8 protein-coding genes are annotated in these 13,093 nt (G+C 66.4%); 2 read left to right on the plus strand and 6 right to left on the minus strand.

Translation table 11 applies throughout. From position 1 onward, the window contains the following. Position 1 precedes the first annotated feature (1 nt). From QX048_RS11495 to QX048_RS11510, 4 genes are all read right to left on the minus strand, one after another. Entirely contained in the window at positions 2 to 2,017 is a 2,016-nt protein-coding gene (locus QX048_RS11495) for a HAMP domain-containing methyl-accepting chemotaxis protein (RefSeq protein ID WP_315825816.1), read from the minus strand. Between the two features lie 35 nt (positions 2,018 to 2,052). Then, entirely contained in the window at positions 2,053 to 3,030 is a 978-nt protein-coding gene (locus tag QX048_RS11500) for a TRAP transporter substrate-binding protein (RefSeq protein ID WP_409999200.1), read from the minus strand. A 244-nt stretch (positions 3,031 to 3,274) separates the two neighbouring features. Continuing rightward, a complete protein-coding gene (locus tag QX048_RS11505) occupies positions 3,275 to 3,919 on the minus strand; it encodes an NAD(P)H-binding protein (protein WP_315825496.1) in 645 nt (214 codons plus the stop codon). A 150-nt stretch (positions 3,920 to 4,069) separates the two neighbouring features. Then, positions 4,070 to 6,382, minus strand: a complete 2,313-nt coding sequence (locus tag QX048_RS11510) for a Tex family protein (RefSeq protein WP_315825497.1) — start codon at positions 6,380 to 6,382, stop codon at positions 4,070 to 4,072. 196 nt (positions 6,383 to 6,578) lie between these two features. Here QX048_RS11510 and QX048_RS11515 point away from each other — a divergent pair, with 196 nt between their 5' ends. Beyond that, complete coding sequence (locus QX048_RS11515; RefSeq protein ID WP_315825498.1) at positions 6,579 to 8,639, plus strand: ATP-dependent helicase; 2,061 nt, start codon at positions 6,579 to 6,581, stop codon at positions 8,637 to 8,639. 292 nt (positions 8,640 to 8,931) lie between these two features. Here the strand turns inward: QX048_RS11515 and QX048_RS11520 are convergent, their stop codons facing one another. After that, entirely contained in the window at positions 8,932 to 9,891 is a 960-nt protein-coding gene (locus QX048_RS11520) for a fatty acid desaturase family protein (RefSeq protein ID WP_315825499.1), read from the minus strand. A gap of 14 nt (positions 9,892 to 9,905) precedes the next feature. Continuing rightward, positions 9,906 to 10,937, minus strand: coding sequence for an alpha/beta fold hydrolase (locus tag QX048_RS11525; protein ID WP_315825500.1), 1,032 nt, complete (start codon positions 10,935 to 10,937; stop codon positions 9,906 to 9,908). Between the two features lie 926 nt (positions 10,938 to 11,863). On the opposite strand from QX048_RS11525, the gene QX048_RS11530 reads away from it, so the two are divergent. Next, the gene (locus QX048_RS11530; protein WP_315825501.1) at positions 11,864 to 12,901 is read left to right on the plus strand and encodes an LLM class flavin-dependent oxidoreductase; all 1,038 of its coding nucleotides are present in this window, start codon (positions 11,864 to 11,866) and stop codon (positions 12,899 to 12,901) included. Positions 12,902 to 13,093: the final 192 nt, after the last annotated feature.

Genomic DNA, 13,093 nt, shown 5'->3' on the forward strand with positions numbered 1-13,093 from the left:
CTCAGGCCGCGGTCCGGATCGTCTGCAGGAAGTCGGCGACATTGCTCTTCAGCGAAGCGGCCTGCTGCTGCAGCGCCGCGGCCGCCGCCAGCGCAGCTTCAGCGCCGGCATCGGTTTGCCCGGCCACGTTGCGCACGTCGCCGATCTCCTGCGTGACCGCCGCCGTACCGCTGGCCGCCTGCTCGACGTTGCGGGCAATCTCGCTGGTCGCCGCCCCCTGCTGCTCAACCGCGGCGGCGATCGCATTGGAGATCTCGGCAATCTCCCGCACGGTCGTGCCGAACTGGGCGATCGCGCCGACCGTCTCCTGCGTCGCGCTCTGGATGGTCGCGATCTGGCTCGAGATCTGCTCCGTCGCCTGCGCGGTCTGCGACGCCAGGTTCTTCACTTCGCTCGCGACGATCGCAAATCCGCGGCCGGCCTCGCCGGCGCGCGCCGCCTCGATGGTGGCGTTGAGCGCCAGCAGGTTGGTCTGGCTCGCGATCGCCTGGATCAGCTGCACGATGGTGCCGATCCTCTCCGCCGCGCTGGACAGCCCGTCGATCAGCTCGGATGTCCGCTGCGTCTCGTGCGTCGCCCGGGTCGACACCGTGACCGAGCGCTGGACCTGGGAGGAGATCTCCCTGATCGAGGCCGCGAGCTCCTGGGTCGCCGAGGCCACGGTCTGCACATTGACGGAGGCCTGCTCGGCCCGGCTGGCGACCGCTTCCGCAAGGCCACGGCCGCGTTCGGCGACGCGCGCCAGCTCGCTGGCGCTCTCGCCCATCTCGGTCGCACGCCCGCCGACGCCGGTGATGACACCCTGCATGCCCTGCTCGAATCGACCAGCCAGATCGGACATCATGCGGGCGCGCTCGGCCTCCGCAGCTTCACGCTGTGCCGCAGCCTCCTGCTCCATGCGGCGCACGGCAAGCGCGTTGTCACGGAAAATCTCCACGGCGCGCGCCATCCGGCCGATCTCGTCGCGCTGCTCGCCGCCGGGAATCGGCTGATCCAATTCGCCGGCCGCCAGCGACTGCATGCGGTCGGTCATGCCGCGGATCGGGGTCGACACGCTGGCGCCGATCAGCCAGGCCAGCACCGCTCCGAATATCACCGCTGCGGCTGCGGTCACGATCACGGTCTGCTTGGTATCTTCGACCGCGACGCCGGTCCTCGCGGCCTGCTCTGCACGCGCGGCACCAAGCTGCCGGTTGATCTGGCTGACCTGGGTATCGATCGAGGCGCTCGCCTTGGCGAGCTCCGCCTGCTTGGCGCGCAGGTCAGCGGCCACCTTGATCACCTCCTCGAGCGCGGCGGCATCCGCCGTGAGAGCCTCTTTCAGCGCAGCAACCAGCGCCTTCAGCTTGGCATCATCGACACCCGCGATCTCGCCCTCCGTATCGGCAATCGCGAGCTTCGCATAGACGAAGGTGAGCCTGGCATCGTCGGCATCGCCATTCGATAACGTGTTGGTATAGCGCATCACCGCGATGCGAACCGCGTCGACGACGCTGGCCAGACGTAACGGATTCATCAGCGGCTCGCTGCCCGCACGATTGGCAAGGGCAACCTGGATGCCGCCCATGTTGATGCCGGCAACGGCGCCCAATGCGTCGGTCTTGGTCGTCGCCGCCCGCAGGCGGTCCACGGCCTCGGCCGCGGCGGCGAACGATGAGCGGTAGGCCGCCAGCGCGCTCCGTACCGGCCCCACGCCGTCAGCCAGCACCTTCAGGCTGCCGGACTGCTTCTCGACCTGATCGGCGAGACCGCCGACAGCGTCGATGGCCTTGCTGGCCGCATCCTTGTCACCGACGTTCCAGGTCCGGACGAATCTCTCGACCGCGCCGTTGGCGCCGAGCAGCGCGGCACGCACCTGCGACATGCCGGCGTCCCCGGCCGCGCTGGTAACGAGTTCATCCACGGTGCCGCCGATGCGGCCGACCTGGACCATGGCGAAGCCGCCGAGCAACACCAGGAAGCTCAGGATCAGGGCGAAGCCGCCGAAGATGCGCGGGCGGACGCCGATCCAAGACATCAGAGAAGACAATTTCATCGATTTGCCCGGCTGTTTCACGGAGTGGACCTGATGGTGGCGAGCAGCTCCTTGCCGAAGCGCTTCTCGAAGTCGGCATCGAGCGGGCTGACCGCATCGACGAAGGTCTTGCGGTCGAACGTCTCGATCACCTCCATGCCGGTCTTGCGCAACTCATCGAGCTTCTGCGCATCGAGCTGGGCCTGCCAGGTGACCTCCGCAGCCGCCTTGGCGGCGGCAACCAGCGCATCACGATCCGCCGCATCGAGATGGTCGAACATCGCGCGGTTGGCGACGAAGGCGATCGGCGCGAAGAAATGCCCGGTGAGCGTCAGATATTTCTGCACCTCGTCGAAGCGATTGGCCGCGATGGTGGCAACCGGATTTTCCTGACCGTCGAGCCGACCGTCCTTGAGGGCGGCATAGACCAGCGGGAAATCCATCGGCATCACGTCGGCGCCGAGCGCCTTGAAAGTCATCTGGTAGACCGGATTGGGGATCACGCGGATCCTGAGTCCCTTGACGTCATCGACGGTACGGACCGGGCGCTTCGAGTTGGTGAGATTGCGAAAGCCCTGCTTGCCCAGCGCCAGCAGCACCAGTCCCTTGTCGGCGAACTTGGCGCCGATCGCGGCGGCGACCGGCCCTTGCGCAACCGCCTTGGCATGCGCAGTGTCACGGAACAGGAACGGGATGTCGAAGACGCCAAGCTCGGGGACCACCGCGCTGGCGATGCCGCCGGACACCACGGCCACGTCCACCGCGCCGCTCCGGGTTGCAGCCAGCACCGCCGCCTCGCTGCCGAATGCGTTGCCCGCACGCTCATCAATGATAAGCCGCTTGCCGGCCAACGCCTGCAGCTTCACGCGAAATTCGTCCGACCCGACCTGCTGCGGGTTCTGAATCTGCGAGTTGTAGACCAGCGACACCATTCGCGGAGACGCCGTCGCCGCTTGGGATCCGAGCAGGGTTCCCATCAATGCCAAGAAGCAAAATTCAAGCAGCTGTCTGCGCATGAAACACCGGGCTGTTTTTCCTCGATGCACAACTAACAGCGATATATGGTTAAGATGTTAAGATGCGATTCCCGTCTTGCCCGCTCCAGCCATTCACTCGCTGATAGTCGCATGCGAGAGAGCCGTAAAACTACGGGGCGGGTGTGTCGACCAGTCGATCCGAGCTTGAGGCGCGGCGCGATATCAGATTTCGATTTATCGTAAATAGCGAGACCGGGCCGCTACGCAAGAGCCGCAGGCTCGATCATCGGCGCATGGCCCCTGACAGCATCACTCGCTTGCCGGCAACCGTAGGAACAGCCATCAGCAGGGCGTTGGCGACGTCCGCCGCCGCGATGGGCTTGTAGTTCGCCGGGATCAGGAAGCCGATGATGTTGTGCAGCCTGTTGCCCCATTCCTCGCCCGGACGACTCGGCTGTCCGAGCTCCGCCCGCGGGCCGACCAGCAGCGAAGGCCGCGCAATCACCAGTCCCTCGAAGGGCAACGCGGTCAGATTGTCCTCGAGCTCGCCTTTCACCCGGCTATAGAAGACGGGCGAGCTGCTGTCGGCGCCCATCGCGCTGACCAGACCAACGCGCCTGGTGCCGCTCGCGAGCGCGGCCTTGGCGACGGCGAGGTTGGCGTCGTGATCGATGGCGCGGAAGGCGGCCCGGCTCCCGGCCACCTTGATCGTGGTCCCGAGAGCCAGATAGAGCTCGTCGGCCGGCGGCAGGGGCGGCATCGCGGTGAAATCCACGACATGCGCCGTCAGCTTGGGCGAATGGTCAGTCGGCGCGCGGCGACCGACGACATGCACATGATCCACGGCCGGGTCGGCAAGCAGACCGCGAAGCAGCTCCCGTCCCACCAGCCCAGTCGCGCCGGCAATGATCGCGGTCCGGTTCGTCATGCGCGGTCCCCACTCACAACTCGCCGCCCAAGGTAAGCCTGGCCGCGGAGATAGGGAAGACCGCAACGACACGACGCCGAATGCCATGGCGCCCCAGAAATGACGCCGCAGACGAGACATTCCCTCCGCGGCGCCTCGTCACCATTCGCCTCAGGCGCCCTTGCGCCGCTCTGCGGCCTTGGCCATCGCCGCGGCGAACGCGCCGCCGCCAGACGGCTTCTCCTCGCGCGTGGTCATGCGCCCTGCGGGCGGCCGTGCGCTGGTCCGCTTCTCGCCCTTGGCCGGCAGCGGATCGGACAGCCGAAGCGTCAGCGAGATGCGGTTGCGCGGCACATCGACGTCGAGCACCTTGACCTTCACGACCTGCCCCGGCTTCACCACCTCGCGCGGATCGTTGATGCGCTTCTCCGACATCGCCGAGATGTGGATCAGGCCGTCCTGGTGCACGCCGATATCGGCGAAGGCGCCGAAGGCCGCGACGTTGGTGATGGTCGCCTCCAGGATCATGCCGGGCTTGAGATGGGTGATCTTCTCGACGCCCTCCTGGAAGGTCGCGGTCTTGAACTCCGGGCGCGGATCGCGGCCGGGCTTCTCCAGCTCCTTGATGATGTCGGTCACGGTCGGGACGCCGAAGCGCTCGTCGGCGAATTTCGCCGGATTGAGCGTCTTCAAGGTCTTGGTGTCGCCGATCAGCACCTTGATGTCGCTCTTGGTCGTCTCGAGAATCTTCTTCACGACCGGATAGGATTCCGGGTGGACGCCGGAGGCATCGAGCGGATTGTCGCCATCGCGGATGCGCAGGAAGCCGGCGCACTGCTCGAACGCCTTCGGTCCGAGCCGCGGCACCTCCTTGAGCTTGTCGCGGGTCGGGAACGGACCATTGGCGTCGCGATGCGCGACGATGTTCTGCGCCAGGCTCTCGCCGATGCCCGACACCCGCGCCAGCAGCGGCGCCGAGGCGGTGTTGAGATCGACGCCGACGGCATTCACGCAGTCCTCGACGGTGGCATCGAGCGCGCGGGCGAGCTCATACTGGTTGAGGTCGTGCTGATACTGGCCGACGCCGATCGAGGCCGGCGGCACCTTGACGAGTTCGCCGAGCGGATCCTGCAGGCGGCGCGCGATCGAGACGGCGCCGCGGATCGAGACGTCGAGATTGGGGAATTCCTTCGCGGCGAACTCCGAGGCCGAATAGACCGACGCGCCGGCTTCCGACACGATCGCCTTGGTCAGCTTCAGATCCGGCTTCAGCTTCATCAAATCGTTGACGAGCTTCTCGGTCTCGCGCGACGCCGTGCCGTTGCCGATCGCGACGAGATCGATGCCGTGCTTCACGCAGAGCTGCGCCAGGGTCAGCATGCTCTCGTTCCACTGCCGCTGCGGCTCGTGCGGATAGATCGTGGCGTGATCGACGAACTTGCCGGTGCGGTCGATGACCGCGACCTTGACGCCGGTGCGGAAGCCCGGATCGAGCCCGAGCGTGGCGCGGCCGCCGGCGGGAGCTGCGAGCAGCAGATCGCGCAGGTTCGCGGCGAACACGCGGACCGCCTCCTTTTCCGCCTCCTGCCACAGCCGCATGCGGATATCGAGCGCCAGCGAGGTCTTGATGCGGGTGCGCCAGGCCCAGCGCACGGAGTCCGACAGGAACTGATCGGCCGGGCGGCCCTGGCGCGAAATGCCGAAGGTCACGGCGATACGGTTCTCATACAGCGACGGGTCCTTCGAATCCTCCGGCTCGCCATCGCCGAAATCGAGCTGCAGCACCTCTTCCTTCTCGCCGCGCAGCATCGCCAGGATGCGGTGCGACGGCAGCTTGGTGAACGGCTCGGAGAAATCGAAGTAGTCGGCGAACTTGGCGCCCTCGGTCTTCTTGCCATGCCGCACGGACGATTTCACCGCGCCGCGGGTCCACATCTCCTCGCGCAGCGAGCCGACGAGATCGGCATGCTCGGCGAAACGTTCGACCAGGATCGCGCGGGCGCCGTCGAGCGCGGCCTTGACGTCCTTGACCGGGTTGTCGCCATCCTTCTTGATGAAGGCCTTGGCCTCGACCTCCGGCGCCTTCATCGGATCACCGATCAGCATGTCGGCGAGCGGCTCGAGCCCGGCTTCCTTCGCGATCTGCGCCTTGGTGCGGCGCTTCTCCTTGAACGGCAGATAGATGTCCTCGAGCCGGGCCTTGGTGTCGGCGGTCGCCAGCGCCAGCTCGATCTCGGGCGTCATCTTGCCCTGCGCCTTGATGCTCTCGATGATCGCGGTGCGCCGTGCATCCATCTCGCGCAGATATCGCAGCCGTTCCTCCAGCGTACGCAACTGCGTGTCGTCCAGCATGCCGGTCGCCTCCTTGCGATAGCGCGCGATGAACGGCACGGTCGCGCCGCCGTCGAGCAGGTCGATCGCGGCCTGGACCTGGGCATCCTTGACTGAGAGCTCAGCAGCGATGATGGAGGCAAAATTCGACACGGTGTTCTTCCGAGATTCGTGACGGGGCTGATTGGATAGGAGTGCAAGCGCGCCAGCGCAAGCGGCTGGCAGACGCTCTGTGGGCAACCGTGACAAAAAAGACCGGTTGCGAATCATGTAAAACGCTGCCGCGACCGGGCCATCGCGTTGCACATGCGGCGCAAATCGCTGATTCTTGCAGGCTGAGGGACGATTCGTGCAGGCCACGGCGGCGACATATCTCGACGATCTCAATCCGGAGCAGCGCCGCGCCGTCGAGCATGGCGGCGCCTGCGCCGCGCCTGGCCCGCCGCTGCTGATCATTGCCGGCGCAGGCTCGGGCAAGACCAACACGCTCGCGCATCGCGTCGCACATCTGCTCGTCAATGGCGCCGATCCGCGCCGTATCCTGTTGATGACGTTCTCGCGCCGCGCGGCGAGCGAGATGAGCCGCAGGGTCGAGCGCATCGCCCGCAAGGTGCTGGGCGGCAAGGCCGAGCCGATCACGGCCGCGCTCACCTGGGCGGGCACGTTTCATGGCCTGGGCGCGCGGATGCTGCGCGACTACGCCGAGCGCGTCGGCCTCGACCCTGTGTTCACGATCCATGATCGCGAGGATTCCGCCGACCTGATGAATCTGGTGCGGCACGAACGCGGCTTGTCCAACACGCAGCGACGCTTCCCGACCAAGGGAACCTGCCTCGCGATCTATTCGCGCTGCGTCAACGCCGACATGCCGCTCGACGAGGCACTGGTGCGGCATTTTCCGTGGTGCGCGGAATGGGCCGGCGAGCTGAAGGGCCTGTTCGCGGCCTATGTCGAAGCCAAGCAGGCCAATGCCGTGCTCGACTACGACGACCTGCTGCTGTACTGGGCGCAGATGATGGCGGACGAAACCATCGCACGCGAGATCGGCGATCGCTTCGACCACGTGCTGGTCGACGAATATCAGGACACGAACCGGCTGCAGTCGCAGATCCTGCTCGGCTTGAAGCCCGACGGCGCGGGACTGACGGTGGTCGGCGACGACGCGCAGTCGATCTACGCCTTCCGCGCCGCCACCGTGCGCAACATCCTGGAATTTCCCGATCAGTTCAGCCCGCGCGCCGACATCATCACGCTGGACCGCAACTACCGCTCGACGCAGCCGATCCTCACGGCGGCCAACGGCGTGATCGGGCTGGCGCGGGAGCGCTTCACCAAGAATTTGTGGACCGACCGCACGAGCCCGCGCAAGCCGCAGCTCGTGACCGTCAGTGACGAGACCGATCAGGCGCGCTACATCGTCGAGCAGGTGCTGGCGAAGCGCGAGGAAGGCATTGTGCTGAAGCAACAGGCCGTGCTGTTCCGCACGTCGTCGCACAGCGGTCCCTTGGAATTCGAGCTCACGCGCCGCAACATCCCGTTCGTGAAGTTCGGCGGGCTGAAGTTCCTCGATGCCGCCCACGTGAAGGACGTGCTGGCCTGCTTGCGCTTCGTGGCCAATCCGCGCGACCGCATCGCCGGCTTCCGCGTGCTGCATCTGATCCCGGGCATCGGCCCGGCGTCGGCGCAGCGTCTGCTCGATGCCGTCAGCGACAGTGCCGATCCGATCGCGCGCCTGTGCGAGCAGTCCGCACCGGCGCGCGCCGGCGATGACTGGACCGCGTTCGTGCGCACGCTGGAGCAGTTGCGCGTCTCGGAATGGCCCGGAGATATCGAGCGCGTCAGGCACTGGTATCAACCGCATCTCGAGCGCGTTCATGAGGATGCGGAGGTGCGAGCCGCCGACCTGCTGCAGCTCGAGCAGATCGCGAGCGGCTATCCGTCGCGCGAGCGCTTCCTCACCGAGCTGACGCTCGACCCGCCCGACGCCACCTCCGATCAGTCCGGCGTGCCTTTGCTCGACGAGGACTATCTGATCCTCTCCACCATCCATTCCGCCAAGGGCATGGAGTGGAATTCCGTGCACGTCCTCAACGTCGTCGACGGCTGCATGCCGTCCGATCTCGGCGCCGGCTCCAGCGCCGAATTGGAGGAGGAGCGCCGGCTGCTCTATGTCGCGATGACCCGCGCCAAGGACGATCTGCATCTCCTGGTGCCGCAGCGGTTCTTCGTCCACGGCCAGCCGGTGCGCGGCGATCGTCATGTCTATGCCTCACGCACGCGGTTCATTCCGGAAGCGCTGGTGCCGCTGTTCGAACGCGCCAGCTGGCCGCGGGCGCAGCCGGGGTCGGCATATGCGCGCTCCGGGCCGCGCATCGATCTCGGCGCGCGGATGCGCGAGCGATGGCGGTGAGCCAGCGTCGCTGCGACCATATCAACACGACGCCAATCACTGCACTTCTCCCACAAGGGGCGTGCCGGGAGGACGCGCACCGGTCGGGCACGATGGCTTGCTGACATCCCTGGCGACGTGGTCGGTCTGCGCCTCCCCCGCTTGCGGGGGAGGTCGCATCGCATCGAGAGATGCGATGCGGGTGGGGGATGCTCTGGAAAGACTGCCGTTGTGGCGCCCCCACCCCAGCCCTCCCCCGCAAGCGGGAGAGGGAGCGCACCGGCCGAGCGGCGATAACTCGGATCCAAACTCATCATGGATGAGACTTCGTTTCCTTCCACTGCGCGCGAAACCACGCCCAGGTCTGCCGCGTCACGGCGACGTATCCCTGCCCGCGATATTTGATCTCGCCGTCGACGATCGCGTGCAGCTTCGGCAGCGCATGGAACGGCACCGCCGGATAGGCATGGTGCTCGACGTGATACGGCATGTTCCAGGCCAGCCAATGCACAAACCGCGTGGTGAGGGTGGTCCGCGTGTTCTGGAAGGCGCTCCTCGCATGATCGCAGCCGGTGTGCTCGGCGTAGAGATAGGGCCGCAGGATGAGTTGTCCGACGAGCAGCGGCAGCACCCAGACCCACAGCAGCAGCGCGCAGTGCAGCGCCAGCGAGGCGATGAACAGCAGTGCATGGCCCGCGACATAGGCGCGCGCCTCCCGCACGACGATCGCCCGGCGGCCCGCGGGGACCCACGGAACCGTCACCTCGCCGGTCACCGCATGCTTCAGCAGCAGCCTGAGACGGCCGGCCACCTGGACCAGGCCGGAATAGGCAATCGCGAGTTGCGTCTCGGAGCGCGGCTTGGGGCCGACGATCAGCTCCGGATCGCGCAGGGGATCCTGGGTGTGGCGGTGATGCTCCCAATGGAACAGGCAGTAATATTCATAAGGCAGTCCGATCAGGAAGCCGGAGAGATAGCCGACCGCGAGGTTGAGCCTGCGGCTGTCGAAGGCGGTCTTGTGTGCGGTCTCGTGCACCGCCATGAACAGGAACGCGATGAGCACGCCCTGCACCGGCAGCAAGGACAGCGCCCACAGCACACCATGCGTCGATGCGATCGCTCCGATCAGCGCACCCACGCCGATGATCGCGCCGTAATGGCTGAGCGTGCGTAGGGCGCCCTGCATGTTGGAGCGCGTGCAGAGCTGCTGCAGCACCGGCGGTGTCAGCCGCTTCGGACGGGGCGCGAATTCGTCGGTGGGCACGTCGGTCATGTCGAGCTCGGGTGTCAGCTCTGGAGAAGGGCGGAGACGTTGGCGTTGATGAAATCGCGGTCCGCCGGGATGCGGATCGGATTGCCCGCGCGGTGGCCGTGGATCGAGGGGATCGGCCGCAGCGCCGCGGAGCGGGCGTTCACGAGCTTGGGGAGTTCTCGCTCGTTGTCGCGCCAATCGAAGTAGCGGTCGGTCTGGCCCGGCATCAGCAACATGCGGGCGGTGATCGCGCCGAGCGCCCGATCCAGATCGCCGCCGAACGCCGCGCAGTTGCTGATATCGCCGCCCTGCCAGATCGCGATCTGCGCCAGCAGGTTGTCGGCATCGCGATGCGCGAAGGCCAAGTCCCAGGTGGCGGCGAGATAGTCCTCCTGCGAGCCAAAGCCCTGCTCGCGCCAGACCTCGTCGCGGTAGAACTCGTAGGACATCGCCCAGCCCGCATAGATCCGCCCCATCGCGCGCAGGCCGGCCACCGGCTTCTCGGCGAAGCGGCCGTTGCGAAACGCGGGATCGGCCATCAGCGCCGCCTTCACCGCGTCGAGAAACAGGTGATTGTAGGGCGAGCAGCGCGCGCTGCCGCACACCACCGCCGCACGCTCCACCATGTCCGGATGACAGGCGGCCCAGTGATAGGCCTGCATGCCGCCCATCGACCAGCCATAGACCAGCGCGATCCGGCTGATCCCGAACTGTTCCTCAACGAGCCGGCGCTGCACCGCGACCGCGTCGTGATAGCTGATGGCCGGGAACGGCGCGTCGCCGAACAGCTCGCGCGTATTCGAAGGCGACGACGACAGCCCGTTGCCGAACAGGTTGGGAATGATGATGAAGTAGCTGCTCGGATCGAGCGCGCCGCCGGGCGCGATCAGCCACTCGGTGTCGACATGCTGGGCGCCGAACGAGGTCGGATAGATGATGACGTTGTCCTTGGCCGCGTTCAGCGTGCCATAGGTCTTGTAGGCGAGCCGCAGCGACGGGAACGTCACGCCCGATTGCAGCACGACGTCGCCCGCCTCGAAGATCTGATAGTCGCTGCCCGCCGCCATGCACGTCATCCCGTGTGATCGATGAACGGAGCCTAGGTGATGCGCGGCCGGGCCACACGCCCATTTTTTGGCATGGCATGACCGCGCAGGAGGCGCGGGCGGCAATCGCATCAGCCGAGGCCATGGGTTCGTACCCTCGCGGCCGCTCAAGCCCGAGCTTTGTCCGGATCGCGTGCCCTCTGAAACGTGAGGGCGCAGGGAAGACCGGGAGCTAGCCGCCCCCATGGCCCGCCTGCGAAAAAAATGCAGGCGGCAGGAACCACAGGTTCGGCTGGAACATCCCGGCCTTCCCTGCGCGATGGTCTTAACAGCTGCTTCGCGCTCTCCCTGGGGACCGGCTGTGTTGCCCCCATCGTCGGCGTGATGCGCTTCCGCACCATCATCCGGCTTGACCTCAGCATCGGGAGGCCAGGACCACGCGACTTGACTGTCCGCATCGGATCGTTCGCCGGCGCGACACCGCGCTGCGACCCGCTACGGCCACCGCATCCCTGCCTCGCGTCTCGTGACGACCGCGCGTACGCCCCTCATCGATGAGGCAGGATGGGCGCAGTAGAGCATACTTTCTGGAAAAACGAAAGAAAAATTTTTGCCGGTCGTCCGGACCGTCTGATCCGCCCGGTATCACGACCACCGTCATTCCGGGGCAAGGCCGAGAGGCCTTGAACCCGGAATCTCGATATTGTCTTGCGTCCATTCTGAACGACTTCGAGATTCCGGGTTCAATCGTCAACACGCAGCCGCTCCGCGCCTGCGCATCGACGATTGCCCCGGAATGACGGAGAATGGCGACGGCCCAACCTTCTCGTGATGCGCTCAAGCTCACGGAAACCTTGTGTTTCGCTTTCCTCCGCTTGCAATCCGGTGCGGCCCCTTCCAGCTGACGAGCAGAGGCCGTATGACGGCCCGACGCAACGGAATGAGACATGAGCACAGCGATCGAATTCGGCCTGGACACGTTCGGCGACGTCACCCGCAACGCGGAGGGCGCGATAGCCGCCCATGCCCAGGTGATCCGCGACGTCGTCGCGGAGGCGGTGCTCGCCGACCAGCTCGGGCTCGATTTCATTGGGCTCGGCGAGCACCATCGCGGCGATTTCGCGATCTCGGCGCCGGAGGTGGCGTTGGCGGCGATCGCCGCGCGCACCACGAAGATCAAGCTCGGCTCGGCGGTGACGGTGCTGAGCTCGGATGACCCGATCCGCGTGTTCCAGCGCTTCTCGACGCTGGACGCGGCGTCGAACGGCCGCGCCGAGGTCATCCTCGGCCGCGGCTCGTTCACCGAGTCCTTCCCGCTGTTCGGCTTCGATCTCAAGGACTACGAGGCGCTGTTCGAGGAGAAGCTCGATCTGTTCGTCAGCCTGCTGCCGCAGCAGCCACTGACCTGGCAGGGCCGGTTGCGCCCGCCGCTCAGGGATCAACTGGTCTATCCGCCGGTCGAGCATGGACGGCTGAGGGCCTGGATCGGCGTCGGCGGCAGTCCCGAGTCCGTGGTGCGCGCCGCGCATTACGAGCTGCCGCTGATGCTCGCGATCATCGGCGGCGACCCGAAACGGTTCGCGCCCTATGTCGAGCTGTACCATCGCGCGCTCAAGCAGTTCGGCCGCGAGACGAAGCCGATCGGCGTGCATTCGCCGGGCTATGTCGCCGACACCGACGACGTGGCGCGCGAGGAGCTGTGGCCGGACTACAAGACCATGCGCGACCGCATCGGCCGCGAGCGAGGCTGGCCGCCGATGGGCCGCGACGAGTTCGTCCAGGAGGCCGATCACGGCTCGCTCTATGTCGGCTCGCCGGAGACCGTGGCGCAGAAGATCGCCGCGACGATCAAGGCGCTCGGCCTGTCGCGGTTTCAGCTGAAATACTCAGCCGGTCCGCTGCCGCATGCGAAACTGATGCGGAGCATCGAGCTGTATGGCAAGGTGGTGGTGCCGAGGGTGAGGGAGTTGCTGGCGGAGCAGTAGGCCGGCTACGCGGTCCTTCACCATGTCCGCAACCGCGCCCGGCCCTTGCATCACGGGACCTGGATCAAAGGCGCGAGCAAAACGGCTCGTTCAGGACAATCCAAGCGAGCCGATTAATAGAGCCTTCGTGACACGCATCGTAGGCTCGATGTCGCGCGTGCCTGCTCCGATCAAGGGGGCGCAATCCGATCG

The sequence above is a fragment of the Bradyrhizobium sp. SZCCHNS30572 genome (assembly GCF_032484415.1).
In the GTDB taxonomy this organism is placed as follows: domain Bacteria; phylum Pseudomonadota; class Alphaproteobacteria; order Rhizobiales; family Xanthobacteraceae; genus Bradyrhizobium.

Excerpts from the sequence above, each read along its gene's own strand:
- QX048_RS11500 (WP_409999200.1), bottom strand. The coding sequence starts at position 3,030 with ATGCGCAGACAGCTGCTTGAATTTTGCTTCTTGGCATTGATGGGAACC.
- QX048_RS11505 (WP_315825496.1), bottom strand. The coding sequence starts at position 3,919 with ATGACGAACCGGACCGCGATCATTGCCGGCGCGACTGGGCTGGTGGGA.
- QX048_RS11495 (WP_315825816.1), bottom strand. The coding sequence starts at position 2,017 with ATGTCTTGGATCGGCGTCCGCCCGCGCATCTTCGGCGGCTTCGCCCTG.
- QX048_RS11520 (WP_315825499.1), bottom strand. The coding sequence starts at position 9,891 with ATGACCGACGTGCCCACCGACGAATTCGCGCCCCGTCCGAAGCGGCTG.
- QX048_RS11530 (WP_315825501.1), top strand. The coding sequence starts at position 11,864 with ATGAGCACAGCGATCGAATTCGGCCTGGACACGTTCGGCGACGTCACC.
- QX048_RS11525 (WP_315825500.1), bottom strand. The coding sequence starts at position 10,937 with ATGGCGGCGGGCAGCGACTATCAGATCTTCGAGGCGGGCGACGTCGTG.